General features: G+C 42.6%; 21 protein-coding genes. 15 read left to right on the top strand and 6 right to left on the bottom strand.

The genetic code is table 11. The features are described 5' to 3' along the window. Positions 1-108 precede the first annotated feature (108 nt). The 4 genes from cdaA (at position 109) to AEQ18_RS10405 (ending at position 3,967) form a co-directional block, all read left to right on the top strand. Positions 109-990, top strand: a complete 882-nt coding sequence (cdaA, locus tag AEQ18_RS10420) for a diadenylate cyclase CdaA (RefSeq protein ID WP_054116280.1) — start codon at positions 109-111, stop codon at positions 988-990. Continuing rightward, positions 987-2,090 (top strand): CdaR family protein, encoded by a 1,104-nt coding sequence (locus AEQ18_RS10415; protein ID WP_054116279.1) that lies wholly within the window; start codon positions 987-989, stop codon positions 2,088-2,090. Before cdaA ends, AEQ18_RS10415 begins: the two co-directional genes overlap by 4 nt. 29 nt (positions 2,091-2,119) lie before the next feature. After that, the gene (gene glmM / locus AEQ18_RS10410) at positions 2,120-3,475 is read left to right on the top strand and encodes a phosphoglucosamine mutase (RefSeq protein ID WP_054116278.1); all 1,356 of its coding nucleotides are present in this window, start codon (positions 2,120-2,122) and stop codon (positions 3,473-3,475) included. A gap of 147 nt (positions 3,476-3,622) precedes the next feature. Continuing rightward, positions 3,623-3,967: a DUF3784 domain-containing protein gene (locus AEQ18_RS10405; RefSeq protein WP_054116277.1), complete on the top strand. Its 345-nt coding sequence runs from the start codon at positions 3,623-3,625 to the stop codon at positions 3,965-3,967. A gap of 189 nt (positions 3,968-4,156) precedes the next feature. On the opposite strand, the gene glmS is transcribed toward AEQ18_RS10405, so the two are convergent. After that, entirely contained in the window at positions 4,157-5,968 is a 1,812-nt protein-coding gene (glmS, locus tag AEQ18_RS10400) for a glutamine--fructose-6-phosphate transaminase (isomerizing) (protein WP_054116276.1), read from the bottom strand. Positions 5,969-6,414: 446 nt separating this feature from the next. Here glmS and AEQ18_RS10395 point away from each other — a divergent pair, with 446 nt between their 5' ends. From AEQ18_RS10395 to AEQ18_RS10360, 8 genes are all read left to right on the top strand, one after another. Beyond that, positions 6,415-6,705, top strand: a complete 291-nt coding sequence (locus tag AEQ18_RS10395; protein WP_054116275.1) for a hypothetical protein — start codon at positions 6,415-6,417, stop codon at positions 6,703-6,705. A 34-nt stretch (positions 6,706-6,739) separates the two neighbouring features. Then, positions 6,740-7,771, top strand: coding sequence for a signal peptide peptidase SppA (gene sppA, locus AEQ18_RS10390; protein WP_054116274.1), 1,032 nt, complete (start codon positions 6,740-6,742; stop codon positions 7,769-7,771). Continuing rightward, on the top strand, positions 7,764-8,453 hold the full coding sequence (locus tag AEQ18_RS10385) for an RDD family protein (protein WP_054116415.1): 690 nt from the start codon (positions 7,764-7,766) through the stop codon (positions 8,451-8,453). Before sppA ends, AEQ18_RS10385 begins: the two co-directional genes overlap by 8 nt. 56 nt (positions 8,454-8,509) lie before the next feature. Next, positions 8,510-9,457, top strand: coding sequence for a hypothetical protein (locus tag AEQ18_RS10380; RefSeq protein WP_054116273.1), 948 nt, complete (start codon positions 8,510-8,512; stop codon positions 9,455-9,457). Positions 9,458-9,579: 122 nt separating this feature from the next. Further along, complete coding sequence (gene tig, locus AEQ18_RS10375; RefSeq protein ID WP_054116272.1) at positions 9,580-10,863, top strand: trigger factor; 1,284 nt, start codon at positions 9,580-9,582, stop codon at positions 10,861-10,863. Positions 10,864-11,090: 227 nt separating this feature from the next. After that, positions 11,091-12,335: an ATP-dependent Clp protease ATP-binding subunit ClpX gene (gene clpX, locus AEQ18_RS10370; RefSeq protein ID WP_054116271.1), complete on the top strand. Its 1,245-nt coding sequence runs from the start codon at positions 11,091-11,093 to the stop codon at positions 12,333-12,335. Between the two features lie 78 nt (positions 12,336-12,413). Next, on the top strand, positions 12,414-12,998 hold the full coding sequence (gene yihA / locus AEQ18_RS10365) for a ribosome biogenesis GTP-binding protein YihA/YsxC (RefSeq protein WP_054116270.1): 585 nt from the start codon (positions 12,414-12,416) through the stop codon (positions 12,996-12,998). A gap of 129 nt (positions 12,999-13,127) precedes the next feature. Then, the gene (locus AEQ18_RS10360) at positions 13,128-14,036 is read left to right on the top strand and encodes a helix-turn-helix transcriptional regulator (protein WP_054116269.1); all 909 of its coding nucleotides are present in this window, start codon (positions 13,128-13,130) and stop codon (positions 14,034-14,036) included. Positions 14,037-14,066: 30 nt separating this feature from the next. On the opposite strand, the gene AEQ18_RS10355 is transcribed toward AEQ18_RS10360, so the two are convergent. Further along, a complete protein-coding gene (locus AEQ18_RS10355) occupies positions 14,067-14,267 on the bottom strand; it encodes an SPJ_0845 family protein (RefSeq protein ID WP_054116268.1) in 201 nt (66 codons plus the stop codon). Positions 14,268-14,416: 149 nt separating this feature from the next. On the opposite strand from AEQ18_RS10355, the gene AEQ18_RS10350 reads away from it, so the two are divergent. Then, on the top strand, positions 14,417-15,724 hold the full coding sequence (locus AEQ18_RS10350) for a hypothetical protein (RefSeq protein WP_235505530.1): 1,308 nt from the start codon (positions 14,417-14,419) through the stop codon (positions 15,722-15,724). A gap of 42 nt (positions 15,725-15,766) precedes the next feature. Here AEQ18_RS10350 and AEQ18_RS10345 read toward each other — a convergent pair whose 3' ends face one another. From AEQ18_RS10345 to AEQ18_RS10335, 3 genes are read right to left on the bottom strand one after another with little or no spacing between them, the layout of a single operon-like run. Beyond that, entirely contained in the window at positions 15,767-17,698 is a 1,932-nt protein-coding gene (locus tag AEQ18_RS10345) for a PTS fructose transporter subunit IIABC (RefSeq protein WP_054116266.1), read from the bottom strand. Between the two features lie 12 nt (positions 17,699-17,710). Further along, positions 17,711-18,628: a 1-phosphofructokinase gene (gene pfkB, locus AEQ18_RS10340; protein ID WP_054116265.1), complete on the bottom strand. Its 918-nt coding sequence runs from the start codon at positions 18,626-18,628 to the stop codon at positions 17,711-17,713. Further along, entirely contained in the window at positions 18,625-19,380 is a 756-nt protein-coding gene (locus AEQ18_RS10335; RefSeq protein WP_054116264.1) for a DeoR/GlpR family DNA-binding transcription regulator, read from the bottom strand. The genes pfkB and AEQ18_RS10335 overlap by 4 nt, the downstream gene beginning before the upstream one ends. A 203-nt stretch (positions 19,381-19,583) precedes the next feature. Between AEQ18_RS10335 and AEQ18_RS10330 the strand changes: the two genes are divergently transcribed. Further along, a complete protein-coding gene (locus AEQ18_RS10330) occupies positions 19,584-21,050 on the top strand; it encodes an alpha-amylase (RefSeq protein WP_054116263.1) in 1,467 nt (488 codons plus the stop codon). Between the two features lie 54 nt (positions 21,051-21,104). On the opposite strand, the gene AEQ18_RS10325 is transcribed toward AEQ18_RS10330, so the two are convergent. Continuing rightward, entirely contained in the window at positions 21,105-22,649 is a 1,545-nt protein-coding gene (locus AEQ18_RS10325; RefSeq protein WP_054116262.1) for a ClC family H(+)/Cl(-) exchange transporter, read from the bottom strand. A 136-nt stretch (positions 22,650-22,785) separates the two neighbouring features. On the opposite strand from AEQ18_RS10325, the gene pcrA reads away from it, so the two are divergent. After that, on the top strand, positions 22,786-25,026 hold the full coding sequence (gene pcrA / locus AEQ18_RS15710; RefSeq protein WP_054116261.1) for a DNA helicase PcrA: 2,241 nt from the start codon (positions 22,786-22,788) through the stop codon (positions 25,024-25,026). Position 25,027: the final 1 nt, after the last annotated feature.

The raw sequence follows: 25,027 nt of genomic DNA, 5'->3' as shown, positions 1-25,027 counted from the left end.
TTTTCATGATTTTTGAAACTTTTTCATAATTTTGTTTTTTTTTGAATCTTTGAATAAGACCTATGTTATACTATTGTTTGAAGTCTTAAGAATAAAGGAAGGCTGTTTATGTCGATAAATTTCACTGATTTTTTTAATTTAGATTATTGGAGCAATCTGCTCTCTTTTGATATATTTTCACTCTCGTTTTTTGTTAATCTTCTAGATGTCATCGTAGTATGGTATTTAGTTTATAAGCTGATTCAGCTCGTGCGAGGAACCAAAGCGATCCAGTTGTTCAAAGGGGTCGGATTGTTTATTGTTCTGCGGTTTTTAGCCGGGATCATCGGACTCAAAACACTATCCTGGTTGATGGATCAAGTCATCACCTATGGTGTGATTGCGGCCATCGTCATTTTTCAACCGGAGATTCGGCGAGGGCTTGAACATTTGGGCCGCAGTTCGTTATTCAAAACATCTAAGAATGAAAAACATCAAGATGAAGTCTTGGTGCAATCCTTAGACAAAGCCGTGCAATACATGGCGAAACGCAAGATTGGTGCTTTGATCACGATCGAACGGACGACAGGTTTGGAAGAATATATCGAAACAGGTATTGCACTAGATGCGGATGTGACCGGAGAATTATTGATCAACATCTTTATTCCCAATACCCCATTGCATGATGGTGCAGTGATTATCAGGGAAGACAAAATAGCCGTAGCCAGTGCGTACTTGCCTCTTTCTGAAAGCCCATTGATCCCTAAAGAATTTGGGACGCGCCACCGTGCAGCCGTGGGCATCTCAGAAGTGAGTGATGCCTTGACATTGATCGTTTCTGAAGAAACGGGGGATGTCAGTATCACCTTGAACAATCGAATGATGACTGAACTGTCGCGCCAAGAATATTTAGCGATATTGAATCGTGAATTGGTACCTGAAGTCAAAAGCGGCAAGCGTAATGTGCTGCAATCTTTCCTTGAAGGGGTCAACAAAGGGGGAAGAAAATGATGAAGAAGGATCGCCGTCAGAATATATTTTATGGTATACTAGCGCTGTTCTTTAGTTTGGTTTTATTTTTTATCGCTAGTGGATCCACCTTGCAAGTTGATCTTTCTGGCGCAGCTAATACTTATCAAGAAGAAATCGAAGCAGTGCCGATTCAGACGGTATATGATACGGACGATTATTTTATCCAAGGGTTTGAAACCACAGTCAATGTGACTTTGAGCAGCCGCAATCGGGTCCAATTGAATGCAGAAAAAAATGAAGAAACTCGGAGTTTTCGGGTAGTTGCTGATTTGTCTGATTTGGCTATTGGCACCCATGAAGTTCCATTAGAAGTACAGAACATCAGCTCCAGTGTGTCAGCTGAAATCGAACCGAAGACAGTCACCGTCACGATCGAAAAGAAAGTTACCAAAACCTTTACGGTGGAACCTGTTGTGTCTACTGAAGATGACAGCAGCGGGTATGCCATTGACACAATGGTAGCTTCGCCTCAAGAAGTGACGCTCACCACTGGGGAACAAACAGCCGCAGATATCGATCGAGTTGTGGCAGTCATTGATCCTGATGACATTCCGAACGACTCTGGCACTGTATCCGCGGTGATCGAAGCATGGGATATCAATAAAAATCCATTGGCGATCGTTGCTGATCCAGATACGGTCGATGTCGCGATCACGATGGAAGCACCAACCAAGGATGTCGAGTTGTTCGTCACACAACAGGGCACTTTGCCAACGGGCATTTCACATTATATATATCGCATGAGCACGATCAGTGCTGCACTGACGGGTCCGCAAGAAATATTGGATCAGACGGCGCAAATCGGTGTCCCTGTTGATATCAGCGGTATTACATCCACCACCGAGCAAACAGTGCAGATACCGGCACCTGACGGTACGACTGTCAACCCGACAGAGGTGACGATCCAGATCACGCCGGTTGCCCAAACAGTAGATGAAAGCAGTGAATCAGGTTCTGATGCGACAGGTGATACGGCCCCTGCAACGACAGCGACTGACAGTGCAACAAGCGCTGATCAGGAGAGCAGTCAAGAAAGTGTTGAGGGGTCAACTGAAAGTGAAACTGATTCAACAAATTGAAATGAGTACGAATAAGAGAGGTTTTTAAAATGGGAAAATATTTTGGTACAGATGGTGTGCGCGGAGAAGCCAATAAGGAATTGACACCTGAGTTAGCTTTTAAACTAGGTCGTTACGGCGGCTATGTATTAAGTCAACATGAAACAGATGACCGCCAGCCACGAGTTTTAGTAGGTAGAGATACCCGGATCTCAGGGCAAATGTTGGAAAATGCTTTGATAGCCGGTCTTTTATCTGTAGGGATCGAAGTGTTTCAATTAGGTGTGATCTCAACGCCAGGGGTGGCTTATTTAACGAAAATCCAAAAAGCGAGCGCCGGCGTAATGATTTCGGCTTCGCATAATCCAGCTTTAGACAACGGTATCAAATTTTTCGGAAACGATGGGTTCAAGTTGGTGGATGAACAAGAAGCTGAGATCGAAGCCTTACTTGATGCACCAGAAGATACCTTGCCAAGACCCTCGGCAGAAGGTTTGGGTACGGTTGATGAATTTCCTGAAGGATTACTCAAATATTCGCAATTTTTACGTCAAACGATTCCAGGGGATCTAGAAGGGATCACCGTTTGTGTCGATGCAGCTAATGGCGCCACGGCAACGAGTGTCAATCGGTTGTTTGCCGATCTGGAAACTGATTTTTATACGATGGGGACATCGCCTGACGGCTTGAATATCAATGACGGTGTTGGTTCAACTCATCCTGAAAAATTGGCGGCATTTGTCGTTGAAAAAGGCGCTGATGCTGGTTTGGCTTTTGACGGCGACGGCGACCGTGTGATCGCAGTTGATGAGCTAGGAAACATTGTCGATGGGGACAAAATCATGTATATTTGTGCCAAATACTTAGCAGAACAAAAACGGTTGAACCAAGGGACGATCGTGACAACTGTGATGAGCAACCTAGGTTTCCATAAAGCTGTTGAAGCGATCGGCTTGAAAGACGTGATCACACAAGTAGGCGACCGTTATGTGGTGGAAGAAATGCGTAAAAACGATTATAACTTTGGCGGAGAACAGTCAGGTCATATGATTTTCTTAGACTTCAATACAACTGGTGACGGCTTGCTGTCTGGGATCCAATTATTGAATATCATGAAGCAAACTGGCAAAAAACTATCTGAACTTGCTGGCGAAGTGACAATCTATCCACAGAAATTGGTCAATATTCGTGTCACAGATAAAAATGGTGCGATGGATGTACCGGCTATCGCTAAGATCGTGGCTGAAGCAGAAGCTGAAATGAACGGAGAAGGTCGGATTTTGGTTCGCCCTTCAGGGACAGAACCGTTGTTGCGTGTCATGGCAGAAGCGCCAACGATTGAAAAAGTTGATTACTATGTGGACAAAATTGCCGCGGTAGTTCGTGAAGAAATCGGTGCAGAATAGAAATTACCTAAAACCAACGATGATTCGTTGGTTTTTTTTGTGAAATAAGCTGATTATCTCACTTATCATGATATAATAGTCATATTATAAGGTTTTCATTTTTATTTTCGAAAAAAATATAAGTGAATCAATGAGGAGTAATTGACTATGGGATTTTCTGCAGCCTGGTTGATTGTTGTCTTGTTTGTTTTGGCGGGAACTGTGCTCGTAACGGGTCATGGTTGGCAATTGATTGCTGGTTATAACACTGCTTCGAAAGAGAAAAAAGCGAAGTACGATTTGGATCGTTTGTATTTAGTTAATGGTGTGGGCATGATCGTGATAGGTCTTTTATTGGGGTTCATGCACTATTTTGCTGACAATTGGTCTCTGATTTGGCAATTGTTATGTCTGTTACTTTTGATTGTTCTGATTGTTGTCATTGTAGTGATGAATGGTACTTGGTGTATGAAAGACAATCCATCAAATGGGTCTTCTGGTTCTTCACTTTAGTAAAAAGTTGATAGTGTCTTTATTTGGTATCATCTGTTCTTATCAGTCTGAATAGAGGTGCTATCTAAAAGTGTGATGCAAAAAAACTTTTAGAAAACACATCAAAAAAACAAGCAACAATTGCCCATTTGACGGGCAATGTTGCTTGTTTTCTTTTGACCATATTATGAATATCATCTTTTAAAAAACTTATTCAACTGTAACAGATTTTGCTAAGTTACGAGGTTTATCCACATCAAACCCACGTTGTAGTGTCGCGAAATAAGCTAGCAGTTGTGTTGGAATCACGGATACTAAACTGGTCACTAATGGGTGGACAGTCGGGATGATGATTTGATCGGTAGGTTTTGCCAGTTCTTGGCTCGCAATGACCAACGTATGTGCGCCACGGGATTCAACTTCTTTCAAGTTGCCTCGAGTATGAGAACCTGTAACAGCTTCTGAAATGATTCCAATCACCGGGGTGCCTTCTTCGATCAAAGCGATGGTGCCGTGTTTTAATTCGCCAGCAGCGAAACCTTCTGCTTGGATATATGAGATTTCTTTTAGTTTTAAAGCTGCCTCCATCGATACATAATAATCGTTGCCTCGGCCAATATAAAAAGCATTGCGGCTTGTTGCCAAGAAGTCTTCAGCGAACTGACTGATCACTGCTTTTTCATCCACGAGTGTTTCCATCGTTGATGCAACAATACTTAACTCATGAAAGACGTCAAAGTCGATAGCTGCAGGGACATTTTTTTCGTCACCGATCGCTTTAGCCAATAAGGTCATCACCGCGATTTGAGCGGTATAAGCTTTCGTTGAAGCTACCGCAATCTCAGGGCCAGCATGCAGCAATAAGGTGTGTTTGGCTTCCCGAGATAAGGTGGAGCCTGCTACGTTGGTGATCGTTAGACTAGGCAAGCCTAATGCATTGATCTTGACCAATACTTGACGGCTATCGGCAGTTTCGCCGCTTTGAGTCAAGAAGATAAAGAAAGGTTTTGCTGAAAGCAATGGCGTATTGTAGCCGAATTCACTAGACAAATGAACTTCAACAGGGATCTCTGTCAATGTTTCAAGAATGGCTTTCGCTGCCCAGCCAGCGTGGTTGCTGGTACCGCAAGCGATGATGTAGATACGATCACTAGCGATCATTTCTGCTTTTAATTGGCTATCGATGGTCACATCTCCGTTTGTGCCTTGATATTCTTGCACGAGACGGCGCATCACAGTCGGTTGGTCATCGATCTCTTTCAGCATGTAGTAAGGGTAAGTCCCTTTTTCGATATCAGTCAAATCTAATTGTGCTTCATACGATTCACGGTAAACCAAGTTGCCTTTCAAATCTTCGATCACGATTTCATCTGCTTTGACTGTCACCATTTCACCATCTTCGATCTCAACAAAGTGCGTTGTTTGATCGAGCATCGCTAAGGCATCGCTGCAGATCACATTGAATCCATCGCCAAGGCCGATCAACAGAGGACTTTTATTTTTCGCAACGTAAATCGTATCAGGGTCTTTCTTGTCAACTAAAGCGAAGGCATATGAGCCGCGAATCAAAGTCAACGCTTGTTTGAATGCTTCTTTGGTCGTGCTGCCACTTTGTGCTTTCAAGACTTCGATCAAGTGGACGACGATTTCTGTATCTGTTTGGCCGGCAAAATGATGATCTGCCACATAAGTTTCGTGTAATTCTTCAAAGTTTTCGATCACACCATTGTGGACCAAAACCAATTCTTCGTTTCCAGAAGTATGGGGATGGGCATTGCGTTCTGATGGGATACCATGGGTTGCCCAGCGTGTGTGTCCGATACCGATCGTTCCTGTTACCTCTGGTGTCACTTTGGCTTCCAAGTTTTTGATTCTTCCTTGTGCCTTGATCAAGTGATCAGAGGTACGATCTGCAACGTATAGCCCCGCCGAATCATATCCGCGATATTCCAATCGTTCCAATCCGTTCAAAATAATCTGCTCTGCATTTGACTTTCCAACAATTCCTACAATTCCACACATAATGACAATCCTACTTTCAAAATTTTTTTCTGTCGATTATGTATTTCTATCTGCGCGGCAAACGGTTTGTGGACATTTTTCAATGTGATTTGTGTTTGCTTGTAGAGTGCAGTCCCTAGAGCCATCCGCCGAAAATTTCGATAAGCTCTTTCCTCGTCATCTGTTGCCAGATCAGGCGCTATCCTTATTGGTCTATCTATCCTCCTTGAAATTATTTTATAGAAATACAAGCAATATGATACTATTTAAGACTTGTGCTGTCAATAGAAAACAAAAATATATGAAATTGGTATAGATGAAATCAGGAAATGAACACACAGTGATTGGGGGAACAATTAGACCAAAGCTTATCTTGAAACAAAAGAATCCAATGAAATTTCCGCGAATGGCTATCCTTTCTTTTGCAATTTCGCTACAATTGAATAGAAAGAAAGTGAGGAATCCATATGGCAGAACAAGTAAGTTGTATGAAATTTTCTGAATTGAAGGAATTGGTGGCGACTTTAGCTGCCAATGACCAGGTCACGGACGATACGAAGATTTTCTTGGATACAGGTTGGGACAGTTTACAAGAAATTTTGCCTGGTGCGGTATCAGTAGCGTCTGCACAACCTTTTCAAGTACAAGATGAGTTGACAAAGGAATTTTTTGGCGGCTATGTATTAGCGGAAAAAAGTGCGAAATTCGAGCGCAGCGGTGCTGCTGAAGCTGTCATCGTCATTCAAAATCTCTATTGATCATGGATCGATAAGAATCAAATAGGAGGGAAAAATGAATAAAAGAAGATGGATTGCCGTAGTGATTGCGGCGGGGTTATTTATTTGTTCGGGGGTCTTTACATTGTTGACAACAAGAGATACCACCGAAGATACGTCATCCTTGCAAGGGTTGAATGCATTGTTTTATGGCAGTAATACAATCGCAGAAACACCTGTGGTATCTGGAGATGAAGAACAGCGGATCGTACGTTTGACGTTGGAAGGCACAATCGCCAATACGTCTAGTGGGGGCTTATTCACTTCAGAGACGTATGATCATCAACTTTTTCTAGAAGAATTGCGGATGATCCAGCAAGATCCTACGATCAGCGGTATTTTATTTGAAGTCAATACGCCAGGCGGCGGTGTCTATGAAAGTGCAGAGATTGCGCGAGAATTGGCGAAGATCAAGGAACAAGGAATACCTATGTATGTCTCGATGAAAAATATGGCTGCTAGCGGTGGTTATTATATTTCCGCAGGTGCAGACAAGATTTTTGCCACCGAAGAAACAGTCACTGGATCAATAGGCGTCATCATGTCTGGCATCAATTATGCCGGCTTGTTTGAAAAGCTCGGTATCGAGGACAGCACCTATAAAAGTGGCGCACTCAAAGATGCCGGTTCTGCTTCAAGAGAAGTGACTGAAGCAGACAAAGAAGTGTTGCAAACCTTTGTCGACAACGCGTATGGTCGTTTTGTAGCGATCGTTGCTGAAGGTCGGGGGATGACTGAAGAAGCTGTCCGTCAAATTGCGGATGGCCGTATTTACGATGGCCAACAAGCTTTAGAAGTTGGCTTGGTCGATGAGATTGGTTTTCCGGAAGATGCGCTAGCAGCGATGCAACAAGATTTAAACTTGGAACATGCAGAAATTTTTACGTATGATGTCGACAATACTGGCTTTGCTGCCACGTGGCTTGGTTCAAAGTTGGCCGAGTTTCAAGGGCTGCAAGCCTCCAATACGGATCGGATCTTAGAAGTCGTGGAAAGCTTAGGGACAAGTGATGCACCAAAACCGTTATATTACTACGGAGGTGAGTAAGTTGGATCAAGAAAAACAAGTGCCGCCGCAGCCTAAACCAACACCAAACAAGGAACAACCAGCGCATCCAGATGATTTTTATCAGCAAGTGTTATCCTCTTTTGAAAAAGAAGCCTATACCAAAGAAGAAATCGAAGCCAATCAACACGCTTGGCAACATGTTGAGTCGCCTGAGCGTCAAGCCGCGCAACCACCCGTGATCCATGACTTTCCTGATTACTTTTTTGCTGGTTTTTGGATCCGCCTCTTTGCCTTCACTATCGATTTGATATTGATCCATTCTGTGACCGAGATGACCATCGGCAGTGTCTATCGTTTACAAGGCCTGGCGATTGGTGCGCATCCTTTTGGCCTTTATCAATTGGTATCTTTGGCGATCTATCTGGCGTATTTTGTGCTGCTGACGAAATGCAATCATGGCCAAACGATTGGCAAAATGATCTTCGGTATTCGAGTGATTTCATTTGAAGACACACAGTTAAGCTGGCAAACGGTCTTGATCAGGGAATTATGTGGACGTTATGTCTTGCAATTCTATTGGTTGTTTTACTTAGGGTACCTACCAACTATTTTCAGCAAAAGGAAACAGCATGCAGCAGATTATTTCGCAGATACCAGTGTCGTGACGATCAATCTGATCAAAGCCTTCAATAAACAGGCGCAGGTGCAGCAAGACGTGTAATGGGCTGACTGTGGCCGGGTGTGTCAAAGACCAATCAAAAAACTGAGGTGTTAACAATGGGAGAAACAATAGATTTCCCAAGTCCAGAAAAAAGACTGAGAATCGCAGCGGAAAAAGCCTATCAAGGGAAAGAATTTTTGCAAGCGTATCGCCTATACCGCGAACTATATGCGTTGGATCATACCTTCGGTGTCAATCAATGGTTGGTGGACTGTTTACAACAGTTGAAAGATTTTGCTAAAGCATTGGAAACCGCCGACGATTATTTGACGGATTATCTGCTTGATCCGGATGGATTTTTACAGATCGGACATTTATATGTATTGGATGGGCAATACTTGAAGGCGCACAGATGGCTGGCCTTAGGACAACGGCAGCAGGTGTCAGAAGCGCTATTGCAGCAGATGCGTTTTGAAATCGATAAGGTAGAAGAAGTGCAACAGATTCTTGGCATGGAAGATCACTTAGCCAAAAAAGATCAATTATTGCGCATCGATAATTTACGTCAACCTGTGAATTATCGAGAATGGCAAAATTTTGTGCAAGGGATGACTAGTCAGCAGTTGATCGATTTGGTCAGGGATTTGCTGCCACGCTTGAGAAATGTCTATCTGCTGCCGCGCTTGATAGAAGAGTTGGTCCGTTTAGATGTGGACGAAGCATTTACGGTCATTGATTATATGGGCGATCGGCAACAATTCAATCCACATCTATTGCGCGTACTGCCAGAAATGCCGGTTTATCAGCACATCATGGCACGGATCAATGACACGATCGCCCAAGAGGATCCAATCCTAGCTGAAAGTGTCCGCGCAGAGATCACGGATCATTTAGCGATCAGCTACCCATTTTTGCCTCTTGAAGGACAAGTAGATGCTTGGATCGATAGTTATATTGCCGATTATCGTGGGGCAGCGAACAATGACCTTTCTGCTAAAACAAAAAATAGCATCCGCCTTCGCAAAGAACGACTGCGGGCCATCTTGCAGGAAACACGATTCTAGAAAGAAAAATTTGCAACTTTCATTGTAAAATGTTTACAATTAAACAACGTTAGTGTACTATTTAAAGGTATGCATGAAACTATTTCATATGTCAAACATAATTTATATTCGGAGGGAAATAAATGACTGCAAATTGGGAAAAAACAGGCACGAATGATGGTGCTTTAACATTTACGATTGCACAAGCTGAAATCCAAAAAGGCTTAACAACTGCATTCAACAAAGTGAAAGGCAACTTGAACGTACCAGGTTTCCGTAAAGGGAAAGTATCACGTCAAGTCTTCAACCGGATGTACGGCGAAGAAGCTTTGTATGAAGATGCATTGAACGCTGTCTTACCTGAAGCGTACGAAGCAGCTGTCAAAGAAGCAGGGATCGATCCTGTATCACAACCTAAAATCGATGTTGTCAGCATGGAAAAAGGTGAAGATTGGACGATCAAAGCTGAAGTCACTGTGAAGCCAGAAGTGAAATTAGGCGACTACAAAGATTTAACAGTTGAAAAACAAGACCGTGAAGTAACGGATGAAGATGTGGATGCACGCATCAAACGTGAACAAGAAGCGCAAGCTGAATTGGTCATCAAAGAAGACGAAGCAGCAGAGGATGGCGACACTGTCGTAATCGATTTCGAAGGTTTCTTAGGCGAAGAAACATTTGAAGGCGGCAAAGGCGAAAACTATTCATTAGAATTAGGTTCTAATTCATTCATTCCTGGCTTTGAAGAACAACTTGTTGGTACAAAAGCTGGCGAAAGCAAAGACGTGACTGTCACTTTCCCAGAAGACTATCAAGCAGAAGATTTAGCTGGTAAAGAAGCAGTCTTCAAAGTAACCGTTCATGAAGTGAAAGCCAAAGAATTGCCAGAATTAGATGATGAATTTGCAAAAGATATCGACGACAGCGTTGAATCATTGGCTGAATTGAAAGAAAAATACCGTACTGAATTAACTGAAACCAAAGAAAAAGCAGCAGAAGATGCAAAAGACGAAGCAGCAATCCGCCAAGCAGTTGAAAATGCTGAAATTCTTGAATTGCCACATTCAATGGTCCATGATGAAGTACACCGTTCAATGGATGAATTCTTGAACAACATGCAACAACAAGGCATTTCACCTGAAATGTACTATCAATTAACTGGTTCTACTGAAGCTGACTTGCATACACAATTTGAAGGCGAAGCAGAAACACGCGTCAAAACAAATCTTGTCGTTGAAGCCATTGCGAAAGCAGAAGGATTAGAAGCAACAGATGAAGACATTGAAAATGAAATCAAAGAATTGTCTGAAGCATATAACATGCCTGTTGATCAAATCAAACGTGTCTTAACAGAAGATATGTTGAAACATGATATTACAATGAAAAAAGCAGTTGAAGTTGTGACTGGAACTGCCAAAGAAGCGTAATTTTCTAAAATTTAAGCGGCGAACATCTTTAGGTGTTTGCCGTTTTTTATTGGTCGTCTTGTTGAAGTTTAAACATTTTACTAACAAATGATAAGAAAGACGTATAGAAAGTAAAAAGAACTTTTTCTTTCAAAAAAGATATGATATGATTGATGAAGACTGTAAATTTGGTCATCAAAATTCCACTCCTTTCATATAGGTTGGAAAATTTTCAAGGGGTGAACAGTATGTACGATAACACAAATGGGAATGAAGCTGTTCGTTGTTCTTTTTGCGGCAAAACACAAGAAGAAGTCAAAAAGATCGTCGCTGGACCTGGCGTCTATATTTGTAATGAATGTATCGATCTTTGTAAAGATATTATCGATGAAGAGTTTTATGAAGAAGCAATCCGTGAGTTTACTGAAGTGCCTAAACCACAGGAATTGTTGAATGTCCTGAATGAATATGTCATAGGTCAAGACCGTGCCAAACGGACGCTGGCTGTGGCTGTTTATAACCATTACAAACGGGTCAACGCTGAAACGTCAGCAGAAGATGTTGAATTGCAAAAAAGCAACATCTGTCTGATCGGACCAACTGGTTCTGGGAAAACGTTCTTAGCGCAGACATTGGCAAGATCATTAAATGTACCTTTCGCGATCGCAGATGCCACAAGTTTAACCGAAGCAGGTTATGTCGGTGAAGACGTTGAAAATATTTTGTTGAAACTATTGCAAGCGGCTGACTATAATGTAGAGATGGCTGAAAAAGGCATCATTTATATTGATGAAATCGATAAAATCGCCCGTAAGAGCGAGAACGTATCGATTACCCGCGATGTTTCTGGTGAAGGTGTGCAACAAGCGTTGTTGAAAATTTTAGAAGGCACAACTGCGAGTGTACCGCCTCAAGGTGGCCGCAAGCATCCGCATCAAGAAATGATCCAAATCGATACAACGAATATTTTGTTTATCGTTGGGGGTGCATTCGATGGCATTGAAACAATCGTCAAGAATCGTTTAGGCGAAAAAACGATTGGCTTTGGTACCAACAACAAACGTTTCTCTGAAGGGGAAAGCGTGATGCAGCAAATCATTCCAGAAGACTTATTGAAGTTTGGGTTGATTCCTGAATTTATTGGACGCTTACCTGTAATGGCAGCGTTAGAAAAACTAACCACAGATGATTTGGTGCATATTTTGACAGAACCGAAGAATGCATTGGTCAAACAATACCAAAAACTGTTGGCGCTAGATGATACTGAATTGGCATTCGAACCTGAAGCATTGCGTTCGATTGCTGACCAAGCCATTGAACGCAATACAGGGGCCCGTGGCTTACGCTCTATTATTGAGAATATTATGATGGACGTGATGTTCAATGTCCCTTCTAATGAATCGATCGAAAAAGTGATCATTACAGAAGACGCGGCCAAGGAGCAAGGTGAACCTACGATCATCTATAATGAAGAAACAAAAAAAGCAGTCTAATTTAGACGTCGTCGGATAGTCTTATTGCTATCCGGCTTTTTTTTGAGTAAAATAAAGAGTCATGAAAGGAGTGAGTGGATGAAAGTACATCAAGCTGAAATCGTCATTAGTGCTGTGGCGCCAGCGCAGTACCCAGACACCAACTTACCAGAAATCGCCTTAGCGGGTCGTTCAAATGTCGGTAAATCCTCTTTTATCAATACCTTGATCGATCGTAAAAATTTGGCCCGGACATCCTCCAAGCCAGGAAAAACCCAGACCTTGAATTTTTACTTGATCGAGCAAGCATTGCATTTTGTCGACGTTCCTGGCTATGGATATGCAAAAGTATCAAAAACAGAGCGTGCCAAGTGGGGTAAGATGATCGAAACATATCTAGCAGAACGCCAGCAATTGCGGGCAGTTGTTTCCCTTGTTGATTTGCGTCACGCACCTTCACAAGAGGACATTCAGATGTATGACTTTTTGAAATACTATGAGATCCCTGTGATCGTTGTGGCCACCAAAGCGGACAAGATTCCCCGCAGCAAATGGAACAAACATGAAAGTATGGTCAAAAAAGCCCTATCTTTCGATGCCAACGATACCTTTATTCTATTTTCAGCTGTTACAAAGCAAGGAAAAGAAGAAGCGTGGCAAGCAATCGAAGAAGCCATCAAATAAAGCTTCACAAGAAACCGTAGATAAGTTCTGCGGTTTTTTTCAATTCTACGTATCGTAGAGAAGTTATTTTTTGTTTTTTGCCGAATTTTCTCTTTTTGTTTGATAGAATCAAGAAGAGGAGGGGAAGTTATGCAAGAAAATTTAGGGAAGCAGTTGAAAGAGTATCGTGTCAAGAATCATTTAACCCAAAAAGAACTAGCAGTCATCCTACATGTAACGGACAAAGCAATTTCAAAATGGGAACGGGGTGGAGGTTTTCCAGATATTGAAACGATGGTCCAAATAGCAAAATTGCTAAAAATGCCGATCGAAGACTTATTATATTATAGAAAAGAGCCGCTCTATTTTGAATACCGAAGTCAGAGGATGTGGTTGAATGTTGCGCTTATGCATATACTCATACCCAATATCTTCTTTATATGGAAAACAGCCGTTTCAATCAAGGATTTCTTTCATATTTTAAATCATTTACCATGGACTAAAGGATGGTTTAGTTTGGGGATCAAAGCTAAAGGCTGTCTATCGCTTGGCATTGTATCATTTGGACTATTGTCTATAGGTGTATTCTCAATAGGTATTATAGCGATTGCAACTGCTAGTTTTGGTTTAATTGCGATTGGCAATTTGAGCATTGCAGCAGGGGGAGCAATTGGTAACGTCGCCATTGGTACGCTAGTGATTGGAAATATTGGATTAGGGCTCATTGGCATTGCGAATGTACTTGTCGCCCACGTCGGTGTAGCAAATATCGGATTTGGAACGTTTTTGATTGCTATTCCTTCAAATGGACAAGATCATTATGCAGTTCAAACTGCGATTCAGCAGTTATTGAATCAGGAAATCCCGATTCAGATAAAAGAGCTGATAGTACGACCTTTACTCACATTTATGCATGAACCAATATACATCATTATTTTTGTTTTGTTGGTTTTACTGGTAATGGGAATGATTCTTAGTATGGTTCTATATGGGGTGCTGAAGTTGAAAAAAGATCATATGAGCTATAAATATTCGCTTAATGGCGATAAAAATGTATGAACTTCAAATACTATAAAAGCAACTGACAATTTATTTGTCAGTTGCTTTTTTTTTCTTATTTAGTTTTTCTTCGTCTGTATCATTTAATTCAGATGATAGCTTTGGTTCATCTTTCAGAAAACGTTCAATATCAAGTTCTTGTTTTTTGTTGTCTTTGTCATTGTCGGGAAGAAAGGCAAAATCATCAAACATTTTGTCTAGAGAATCTTCTCGTTGGAATTTTAAGCCCATATTGTTCACCTCCAAGGGACTCTAGTGTATCACGAATCATGCTGGATTTCATCTAAATTAAGCGAAATAGTGTTCATTCACCACAGGCTTTACTATAATTAAATAAAAGGGATGGATCGAGGTGAAAAAAATTGATCAAGACAGAGAAGATGTACGGGCTTATCCAGTCGGCACCTTTGGATGAAGCGGCTTTACAACAGCACATCGAGAATTGGTTGGTCCTGGTACGTTTGTGCTATCAGCCGGTCGAGTTTTATATCGATCAGCAACTGAAACAACCCTATGACTTCGATACCGTCAAAGAGCTGTTGCAGAGAGGAAAACATCAAGCCAGTTTCGAACTGATCGTCACAGATGGTGAAAATGAGTCGAGTATCCATATCATTGAAGATGCTGTGTTGCAACGGCACTTGTTGACGAAACGTGTTTTTGACAGTTTTAGAGGGGTCATCCAAGACTATTTTGATACCACGATGTCTAACAATGGGTTGTTTGCTTATTTACGCGCCTATGACGAATTTCTAGCCCATAATGTCGAGAATATCGAGAAACGTCAACAGTTTCAAAGCCAAAATGAGATCGCGCTTTTACCTAAACGGAAAAATATGAATCAAGCGGTGGTGATCGACTGTAATCAATTTGCGGGCTACGATGTGTTTTATACTGGCTACACACTGACATCCTGCTGGCGCATGTATTTTTCTGCTTACTATGAGCAAATCATGCCAAGCATCATCATCAAAGATACCCAGCAAGTCGAAAAAATCACCACTTTAGCACATGATGTGGTCATGGTGGAGTTATATCGTGAACCTGATCAATGGGATCTCGAGGTGAACTTGACTTATCAGCGATTGTTTCGCGATCAAACAGGCATTGATCAATTGGCTTGGGACAATGGCGTGGGGGTGTTGCGAGAACCCTTTATCGAGTATGCCTTTGGGCCGCAGATCATCCAAACGATCCAATACCAAAATGATCAATTGCAGCCGACGACCAAACGCAGAGCGACCCATTTTGTCACCCGTAGTTTCGATTTAGTCCAACAAAATTACCAAGAAAAGCGCGTCAAAGGCTACTTGAATGCGCAAGCTTATTTTCCTTGGATCGATCGCGAACGTTTGCGTATGATGGACTATGTGGTTCTTCAACCAGAGCTGACTTTGGATGATGGCATCGCGGCTTACGTGTTTTATATTCGCAATCATCTAGATATATCTTTTTCCGCTGATGCGTTTAAAGATTATGCTGTATGCTTGCAATTTTATTTGCCGCCAGAGGCACTTGATACGCTGCCAATTGACGCTTTAAAAGAAGCAATTCCGGATATCCGTTTTGGTTATGTACATCGCAACAGTAAATATACCAGGGTTACATTGAAGAAAGACGGCAAGAAACTGCAAGTGTATTTTATGAGTGTCCAAAAACTCGCGCAGCAGCAGTTCATGGCAAAATAAGAAAAAAGCAGATCACGGGCATCGTGATCTGCTTTTTGATGGTTAGGCAATCTCTTCAGGCTCTTTCTTCAATAGGCCGAAGATAATACCTGAAACGATCGCACCAATCAATATAAACAATAAGAATAGCAAAGGTTTTGACAAGAGCAATACCACAAATATTCCGCCGTGTGGCGCCATTAATTGGATATTAAATGCGCCGACCAAGGCACCTGTTAGTGCCGATCCGATGATGAAACTTGGGATCGCACGAAGGGGATCAGCTGCGGCAAAAGGAATCGCACCTTCTGTGACAAAAGATAGTCCCATGACGATATTGGTCAAACCTGCTTCTTTTTGGTCTTTGGTAAATTTGTTTTTGAACAACAAGGTTGCTACGAAGATCGCTAATGGTGGCACCATACCGCCAGCCATGACAGAAGCCATCACTACGCTGCCGCCTTCAGCGACAGTTGTCGCCAATGTTGCAGTACCGAATACATACGCTGCTTTGTTGATCGGTCCGCCTAAGTCAGCAGCCATCATCGCAGCCAATAAAGCACCTAACAAGGCTGCGTTTGTGCCGCTTAAACCTGTTAAGAAAGTGTTCAATCCATCATTGATGGCTTTCATTGGTACATTGATCAGCAACATCAAGAAACCAGTGATCAATAGACCGAAGACAGGGTAGAAGAGAATTGTTTTGATCCCATCTAATGATTTTGGCAATCCTTTGAACAATGAACGCAAGAACTTGATCACATAACCTGCTAAGAAACCACCAATCAACGCACCTAAGAAACCAGCGCCGCCACTGCTTGCTAACGCACCTGCAGCAAACCCAACGATCAGACCTGGACGATCACTGATACTAGAAGCGATAAACCCAGCTAAGACAGGAAGCATGAAACCAAACGCCGCACTACCGATTTGATTGAACCAAGCAGCTGATTGGTTATAGCTACCCAACTGACTTAAAGAATCTTGAGGCACACCGATAAATTGATCGATCATAAAGGAAATCGCGATCATGATCCCGCCAGCGATAACGAAAGGCAGCATATGAGAGACACCGTTCATCAAATCTTTGTAGATCCGTTGGCCGATAGAGCCATCAGCGGAACCATCTTCATCACTTGCTGAAGCTTGACCCGTTCCATGGAAAACCGGCGCTTTGCCGCTTAATGCTTCATTGATCAATTGTTCTGTTTTGCGAATCCCATCACTGACTGGACGATTGACCAAGTGTTTACCGTCAAAACGGTCCATTTCGACTTTTTTATCAGCCGCTACAATGACACCAGCTGCTCGGGCAATATCTGCTTCAGTCAATCGGTTTTTGATTCCTTCTGATCCATTGGTTTCAACCTTGATATCAATACCTAATTCTTTGGCTTTTTTCTTCAATGCATCTTCCGCCATGTACGTATGGGCGATCCCAGTCGGACACGCAGTAACAGCGACTAAGTATGGACGTTCGCTCGTTGTTTCTGCTGCAACACTGGCTGCTTGTTCCTCAGCAAGGGCATCAGCTTCTTGCTGTGCTTCTGCTGCAGCGAAAAGTTGTTGGACTTCTTCAGGTGTTGTTGCAGTTTTTAATTTGTCAACAAATGCTGGATTGATCAAAAGACGAGATAGACCAGCCAATGCTTGTAAATGGGTATCGTTGGCGCCTTCGGGTGCTGCGATCATAAATAATAAATAAGTGGGCTGACCATCTAGTGCTTCATAATCAACACCATGTTTGCTTTTGGCAAACAAAACGGTTGCTTCTTTGACTGCACTATTTTTGGCGTGAGGCATGGCGATACCGTCACCTAAACCAGTTGAAGTTTGGGATTCACGAGCCAAAATGCCGTCTTTATAAACGTTCTCATCAGAAATACGACCAACCGCGTATAATTTTGCCACCATTTCGTCAATGGCACCTTTTTTGTCAACAGCTTGCAAATCCATGATCATGGCATCTTTAAGCAGCAATTCATTGATTTTCATTTTTCCATCCTCCTAGATAAATATCTCTTTGACTTCAACTTCTGGCAACAATTCATGAATGAAATCCGCTTGGGCTAAGTCATCTGAAAAAGCCGTTGCACTGCCGCAAGCAACACCCCATTTAAATGCATCAACGACATCCCGCGTTTCTGCATAGCGCCCAATAAATCCAGCGATCATTGAATCTCCAGCACCTACTGAATTTTTCAATGGTCGTTTTAGTACATTCGTGCGATAGATTTTTTCACCGCTAAACAATAATGCACCATCGCCCCCTAATGAAACGATGACATTTTTTGCGCCATCTTGCAGCATTTTTTGGCCATAAGGCAAAATATCCTCGATACTTGAAAATGATGTTTGATATAACTCTGCCAATTCATGATTATTGGGTTTGATCAACAGTGGGTGTGCAGGCAAAGCGGCAAAAAGTTCAGCCCCAGTTGTGTCGATCACAAAATCAGCGCCGGCATTTTGAACGAGTTCAATCAAATCTTCATAAAAGTCAGCAGCAAGTCCTGCAGGTTTGCTGCCAGATAAAATCACGATATCGTCGGGTTTTAGCTGGCTGAACTTGGCTTTTAGATCTGCAATTTCACTTTCTGAAATGGCAGGACCTAATCCATTGATCTCAGTTTCTTCTCCAGATTTAAGTTTGATATTGATGCGGGTATCATCAGTTACAGACGTAAATTGATGATCGATTGTTTCTTCCGTTAACCAGTCGCTGATGAATGTGCCAGTAAAACCACCGACAAAACCAAGTGCAGTTGAATCTACGTTGATTCGTTTTAAAATACGAGATACGTTGATGCCTTTGCCACCAGGTAATTTGAAATCTTGCGTCATTTTGTTTAGGGCACCAATCGCTAAGTGATCGACATGTACAATAAAGTCGATCGACGGATTAAGTGTTACCGTGTAAATCATGTGAATACCTCCATTAATGTTGTTTTTGCTCGGAATTTCGTCAAATAATTTTTCGGGCAATAATCGGTGATGATCGTAGCTGCTTCGATCGTGGCCACTTGTGCAAATGTCGTTTGTTGGAATTTAGAATGATCAAGCAGCACATAGGCTTGTTGACTTTGTTCAATGGCAATCTGTTTGATCATTGCTTCTTCAGGATCAGGTGTCGTAAAACCAGCTTCAGTATGACCGCCATTCATTCCCATAAAGCATCGGTTGAAGCGCAATTTCCGCAATTGTTCACTGGCTGTGATTCCTAGAACCGCATTTGTAGCAATTTTGATCGTACCACCTAAAATCAAGGTGTCGATACTGTGGTCGATCAACAGTGAAGCATGCTTAACAGAATTGGTGACCACTTTCAAGGCATGGATCGTTTTTAAGAAAGGAATCATTTCTAGCGTCGTAGTGCCAGCGTCTAAGTAAATGACTTCGCCATCTTTGATCACACTCGCTGCTTGTTTGGCAATCAATTGTTTCTCGGACTGGAACTTGGCGGTTTTTTCTGTCATATTCGGTTCAAAACCCAGTTGCTGACTTTTTTTAGCACCACCGTGGATCCGTACCAAAAATCCTTTGTCCTCCAAATCTTGCAGATCTCTGCGGATCGTCGACTCTGACGCTTCCAGCTGTTGCAATAAGTCACTGACTTTGACGATCTCATCAAGCTCTAAACGAGCCAAAATCGCTTGATGGCGTTCTTCTGTAAGCATTTTCATCACCTCTTCACAAGTCATAGTAACACAGCAAACAATCAAAATCAATCATAAACGGTAAAAATCATTCAAAATGTAAGCGTGAATATAAGGAAACGGTCAAATAACGCCACCTTTCCAGTCAATTTGTTTCTCATCATCGTTTAATATTTGACAGTTTGGCTATTTATTTGGCTTAATTGAATCAAGGGGGGATATTAATGACGAATAAAATTATTTTACAAGGTTTTGAATGGGATTTGCCGGCCGATAGCCAACATTGGCGTAAATTAAAAGAAATGAGTCAAGAATTAAAAGATTATGGTTTCACAGCAATTTGGCTTCCTCCTGCATATAAAGGAACTGCTGGTTCTAAAGATGTCGGATATGGTGTGTATGATTACTATGATTTAGGCGAATTTGACCAGAAGGGGTCAATACCGACTAAATATGGGACCAAAGATGACTATTTAGCCGCTATTCAGTCACTAAAAGAACATGGGCTGGAGGTTTATGCGGATATTGTCTTTAATCATTTAATCGGTGGAGATGAGAAGGAAGTCGTCCCAGCTGTCAAGTATGATTGGAACAATCGAAATGAACAAATCAGTGGCGAAGAAGAGATCGAAGCATGGACCAAGTTTACATTTCCTGGTCGAAAAGGTACCTATAATGATTACATTTGGACGTGGAAAAACTTTTCAGGTGTCGATTATGATGACCGAACCAAAGATCACGCTTTATTCAATATCGGGGATAAAGGGTGGGAGCAAGAAGTTGATGATGAGATGGGGAACTACGACTATCTGATGGGATGCGACCTTGATATGGAGAATCCTGAAACAGTGGAGCAGCTAGACAAATGGGGCAAGTGGTATTTGTCATTGACGGATGTTGATGGGTTTCGTTTGGATGCAGTGAAGCATATTGAGTTCAATTATTATGCCGATTGGTTGCTGAACCGTCGTGGAGAAAAAGGTGAGCCTTTATTCGTGGTAGGAGAGTATTGGTCGGGGGACTTGCCTAAACTTGAAGAGTATCTCGACTCCTCTGGCAATCTGATCAACTTGTTTGATGTACCATTGCACTACAATCTATATGAAGCCGCACATTCTAATGGTGAATATGATATGCGTCAAATTTTTACCAATACATTGATTGATTCAAGAGAAGACTATGCTGTGACTTTCGTTGATAATCACGATACCCAAGTCGGACAAAGTTTAGAATCATGGGTGGATGGCTGGTTCAAAGTCCATGCCTATTCTTTGATTTTATTGCGCAAAGCGGGCACACCGGTGGTTTTCTGGGGCGATCTGTTCGGTATTCCTGAGCAAGATGTGGGCCCAGTCGGTGATGCATTGATCCATATGCTGAAACTACGAGAAAAATTAGCTTTTGGCAATCAAGTTGATTACTTTGATGATCCTAGCGTGATCGGGTGGGTCTTAACGGGAGATTATGAACATGAACTTTCTGGTCTAGCGGTGGTCATGACCAATGCACAAGGGGCAGAAAAAGAAATGACGATCAGCGCCATTCATGGGGGCGAAACGTTTGTTGACATTTTAGGCAACAATCAAACTGAGGTTGTTCTTGATGATACAGGCAAAGGCTTATTCCCAGTCAATGATGGCCAAGTATCCATCTATGTCAATCAAAAACTGGTTGCTAAGTATTTCCAATGACCATCAGAATAAAAAAGGAAAAGATGCCTTGACAGGTCATCTTTTCCTTTTTTGCTAGATTTGATTTTGATTGAGCAGCAATGCTTGTGCTTTGATCCATTGATTCGATTCAACGGAGTCGGTCAGAACCATGAGCAGATCACCAGCTTGAAGAATCGTATCGCCTTTGGGGATCAACGTATAGGCGCCGCGCCGAATGCGAATCAGCAATGTATGTTCCGGCCAGTTCAGGTCTCTTACAGCACAGCCATGATACATGCTTTCAACCGTCACTGGCAATTCAATGACGTGGGTCTTCCCTTTGATCGAGGCCATTTGTTTGGGCTGAAGACGTTCCAATAAAGTTTCGTAAATGGGATGCCCACCCAACAAGTCAACAACCACGTAAGCTGTCAAGCTGACCAAGCCCAAAGGCATCAGATGATTGATTGAGCCAACCATTTCTGTTACCAGAATAATCGCAGTAAGTGGGGCCTTCCCGATGGCAGTGAAGTAGCCTGCCATGGCAACGATCACGAAATTTTTGATGTAGATGGTGTCTAACCCAAACCAGGTATGCAAGATCGTACCATAGATCGCACCTAAAATTCCGCCAAGGGTCAAAATAGGCAAGAAAATCCCACCTGGCAATCCGGCACCATAAGAAACCATTGAAAATAAATAGCGCAGCACAAACAAACCAATCAAAAGCAGCAGCGGTTGATGGAGACGGCTTAACTGGAGGATGATCTGGTTGCCGCCGCCTAAGTAAAGGGGAAAAAATAGCCCAATTGGTATGATCAGCACAAAAGGTACGAGGCTGTACCAGTTTGATGAGAGCGGCAGTTTTCCAAACAATTTGGGTAATGACAAAAGATTCAGCTGATATAAACGGCCCAATCCCCCTAATATCAGCCCTAAGACCACCAACGTACCATAATAAGGTAAGGGTAAATCACTCACGGTTCCTTGATACAAGACTGGTTGCAAGCCAAAAAAGTGCAAAGAAACAAAATTTGCGGTAAGGGCAGAAGTTAACGCAGTCAACCAAACCAAAGGTGAAAAGGAATGATGGATCTCTTCTAAAACAAACAATAATCCCGCAATCGGCGCATTGAAGGCTGCTGACAAGCCAGCACTTGCGCCACTGGAAATCAATATTTTTTCTTCATAAGAAGGACCTTTGAACCAAGTGCTGATCCCTTGCCCAACGGCTGCACCCAATTGGATCGACGGTCCTTCCCGCCCTAAGAAAAGGCCGGAGCCTACACTCAATATACCCCCGATAAATTTTTTCCATAAGACTGAAAACCAATTGTAGGAAAGCTCACCTGCAAGTAGGCCTTCGACTTGTGGGATCCCGCTGCCTTTGATCTGCGGCTCCCAGCGTACGAGCAATGCAATCAGCACGCCTGTAGCAAGGGACACCGCCAACCATAGAGGAAGCAAATGCGGGTGCGCACCTAGATAGTGATAGACGGACACCACCAGAGCGCTCACCGTTTCGATCGATAGCCGGAACAAACTGACGATCACACCGGCCACTGCACCGACGAGGATCCCTTTGACGATAAATAGCAATCGTGTCGTGTCGATTGCGTGTGTATGTAAGTATTTCATCTAATTCCTCGCTTTCCCTTCCATGTTAAACCCAACTGATTTAGATAACAATAGTTTTTTTCGACGCGTTCGGTTTTCCGATACTATGGATAATGCTATAATTGAAGAGATTGAGAAAGAAAGGATGTTTAAAATCATGTCATCCAAAAATGAATTATTGGCACGAATGAATCCACGGCAAAAAGAAGCCGTTATGCATACGGAGGGACCGCTTCTATTGATGGCGGGGGCTGGTAGTGGCAAAACCCGTGTTTTGACACACCGTATCGCTTATTTGATTGAAGAAAAAGATGTAAATCCATGGAATATTTTGGCCATTACGTTTACCAATAAAGCCGCCAAAGAAATGAAGGAACGGGTCACCAACTTATTAGGCAGCGGAGGAGAAGATGTCTGGGTATCCACCTTCCACTCAATGTGTGTCCGCATTTTGCGCAGAGATGTCGACCGGATCGGCTATGCCAAAAGTTTCACCATTGTGGATTCCTCTGAACAAAATACTTTGATGAAACGTATTTTGAAAGAACTGAATATTGATCCCAAAAAATATGATCCTCGTGCTATTTTGGGCGCGATCTCCCACGCAAAGAATGAATTGCAGACACCAGAAGCTTATAATGCCCTTGAAGGCAGCTTGTTCGAACAGATCGTTGGTCGCTGCTATGTACGCTATCAAAAAGAACTCCGCAACAATCAGTGCATGGACTTTGATGACTTGATCATGAACACGATTCGCTTGCTCCAAGAAAACGAAGATGCTTTGCAGTTTTATCAACGGAAATTCCACTATATCCATGTCGACGAATATCAAGATACCAATCATGCCCAATATACACTGGTGAATTTATTGGCTGCCCGCTTCAAAAATTTGTGTGTTGTCGGCGATGCGGACCAAAGTATCTATGGTTGGCGCGGGGCAAATATGCAAAATATCTTGGATTTCGAAAAAGATTACCCCGATGCCACGACCATCTTATTGGAACAAAATTATCGTTCTACACAAACGATTTTATCAGCAGCCAATCAAGTGATTCGCAATAATCGCAATCGGCCAGACAAAAAATTGTGGACAGAAAATACTTCCGGCGAAAAGATCACCTATTATCGCGGCGATAGTGAACGGGACGAAGCCCGCTTTATCGTCAGTGAAATGCAAAAGCAAATTGCGGAAAAAAGCCGCAAGTTCGGTGACTTTGCCATTTTGTACCGCACCAATGCGCAATCACGGATCATTGAAGAAATGTTGCTGAAAGCCAACGTGCCCTATACCATGGTCGGCGGCAGAAAGTTCTATGACCGCAAAGAGATCCGGGATATTCTTGCCTATCTGTCTGCGATTGCCAATCCTAGTGATTCGATCAGCTTAGAACGGATCATCAATGTACCCAAGCGCAGTATCGGTGCCACATCTGTGGAAAAACTCCGAGCGTTTGCGACTATGCATGAATGGTCGCTATTAGAAGCGGCGATCAATGTCGATCTTGCCAACATCTCTGGAAAAGCCGGAAAAGAAATCGGCAGTTTTGGGCTGATGATGGATGGGTTTGCGCAAATGATCCCTTATCTGTCAATCACAGAATTGACCAAAGAGATTTTAGACAAAACTGGCTATCGTCAAGAACTAGAGAACCAAAATACACTAGAAGCCCAAGCACGTTTAGAAAACTTAGAAGAGTTTTTATCCGTGACACAAGAATTCGATAAACGTTTTGAAAGTCAGAATGAAGATGATGCGGATGCGCCTGATGAAAAACTGACGGTCTTCTTGAATGACTTAGCCCTCTTATCTGATGTGGACAGTTACGAAGAAGAAAGCAGCCAAGTCACATTGATGACTCTCCATGCTGCCAAAGGACTAGAATTCCCTGTGGTCTTTTTGATTGGCCTAGAAGAAAATGTCTTCCCACTGTCACGCGCCTTGATGGAAGAGAGTGAGTTGGAGGAGGAACGTCGTTTGGCCTATGTAGGGATCACCCGGGCGGAACAGGAATTATTTATGACCAACGCTTTTTCTCGTACCCTCTACGGTAGGACACAGTACAATCGTCCATCAAGATTCATTGAAGAAATCGAAAAAGACTTAATACAGTCTTTAGGGGAAAGACAGCAACCAAAGGCTGCACCATTTCAGCCGAAAGTATTTAAGCCTGGCTATACACAGCCGCGTCAAACAACAGTCAATTCCAAACAAACCACCTCCGCAGCCGGCAATCAATGGCAGGTGGGAGAGAAAGTCAATCATAAAAAATGGGGTGTCGGTACCGTCGTTCGGACGTCAGGCAGCGCGCAAGATACCGAGTTAGATGTTGCCTTCCCGCAACAAGGGGTCAAACGATTATTGGCCGCCTTTGCCCCCATCGAAAAAATTGAAAAATAGG

This window comes from Enterococcus sp. RIT-PI-f (assembly GCF_001297065.1).
Lineage (GTDB): Bacteria > Bacillota > Bacilli > Lactobacillales > Enterococcaceae > Enterococcus_D.
The sequence above is the reverse complement of the archived record's forward strand: the minus strand, read 5'-3'. Positions and strand labels throughout refer to the sequence as shown.

What these genes read in the sequence shown, in the direction of transcription:
- cdaA (WP_054116280.1), top strand. Translation starts at nt 109, where the DNA reads ATGTCGATAAATTTCACTGATTTTTTTAATTTAGATTATTGGAGCAAT.
- AEQ18_RS10415 (WP_054116279.1), top strand. Translation starts at nt 987, where the DNA reads ATGATGAAGAAGGATCGCCGTCAGAATATATTTTATGGTATACTAGCG.
- glmM (WP_054116278.1), top strand. Translation starts at nt 2,120, where the DNA reads ATGGGAAAATATTTTGGTACAGATGGTGTGCGCGGAGAAGCCAATAAG.
- AEQ18_RS10405 (WP_054116277.1), top strand. Translation starts at nt 3,623, where the DNA reads ATGGGATTTTCTGCAGCCTGGTTGATTGTTGTCTTGTTTGTTTTGGCG.
- glmS (WP_054116276.1), bottom strand. Translation starts at nt 5,968, where the DNA reads ATGTGTGGAATTGTAGGAATTGTTGGAAAGTCAAATGCAGAGCAGATT.
- AEQ18_RS10395 (WP_054116275.1), top strand. Translation starts at nt 6,415, where the DNA reads ATGGCAGAACAAGTAAGTTGTATGAAATTTTCTGAATTGAAGGAATTG.
- sppA (WP_054116274.1), top strand. Translation starts at nt 6,740, where the DNA reads ATGAATAAAAGAAGATGGATTGCCGTAGTGATTGCGGCGGGGTTATTT.
- AEQ18_RS10380 (WP_054116273.1), top strand. Translation starts at nt 8,510, where the DNA reads ATGGGAGAAACAATAGATTTCCCAAGTCCAGAAAAAAGACTGAGAATC.
- tig (WP_054116272.1), top strand. Translation starts at nt 9,580, where the DNA reads ATGACTGCAAATTGGGAAAAAACAGGCACGAATGATGGTGCTTTAACA.
- clpX (WP_054116271.1), top strand. Translation starts at nt 11,091, where the DNA reads ATGTACGATAACACAAATGGGAATGAAGCTGTTCGTTGTTCTTTTTGC.
- yihA (WP_054116270.1), top strand. Translation starts at nt 12,414, where the DNA reads ATGAAAGTACATCAAGCTGAAATCGTCATTAGTGCTGTGGCGCCAGCG.
- AEQ18_RS10360 (WP_054116269.1), top strand. Translation starts at nt 13,128, where the DNA reads ATGCAAGAAAATTTAGGGAAGCAGTTGAAAGAGTATCGTGTCAAGAAT.
- AEQ18_RS10355 (WP_054116268.1), bottom strand. Translation starts at nt 14,267, where the DNA reads ATGGGCTTAAAATTCCAACGAGAAGATTCTCTAGACAAAATGTTTGAT.
- AEQ18_RS10350 (WP_235505530.1), top strand. Translation starts at nt 14,417, where the DNA reads ATGTACGGGCTTATCCAGTCGGCACCTTTGGATGAAGCGGCTTTACAA.
- AEQ18_RS10345 (WP_054116266.1), bottom strand. Translation starts at nt 17,698, where the DNA reads ATGAAAATCAATGAATTGCTGCTTAAAGATGCCATGATCATGGATTTG.
- pfkB (WP_054116265.1), bottom strand. Translation starts at nt 18,628, where the DNA reads ATGATTTACACGGTAACACTTAATCCGTCGATCGACTTTATTGTACAT.
- AEQ18_RS10335 (WP_054116264.1), bottom strand. Translation starts at nt 19,380, where the DNA reads ATGCTTACAGAAGAACGCCATCAAGCGATTTTGGCTCGTTTAGAGCTT.
- AEQ18_RS10330 (WP_054116263.1), top strand. Translation starts at nt 19,584, where the DNA reads ATGACGAATAAAATTATTTTACAAGGTTTTGAATGGGATTTGCCGGCC.
- AEQ18_RS10325 (WP_054116262.1), bottom strand. Translation starts at nt 22,649, where the DNA reads ATGAAATACTTACATACACACGCAATCGACACGACACGATTGCTATTT.
- pcrA (WP_054116261.1), top strand. Translation starts at nt 22,786, where the DNA reads ATGTCATCCAAAAATGAATTATTGGCACGAATGAATCCACGGCAAAAA.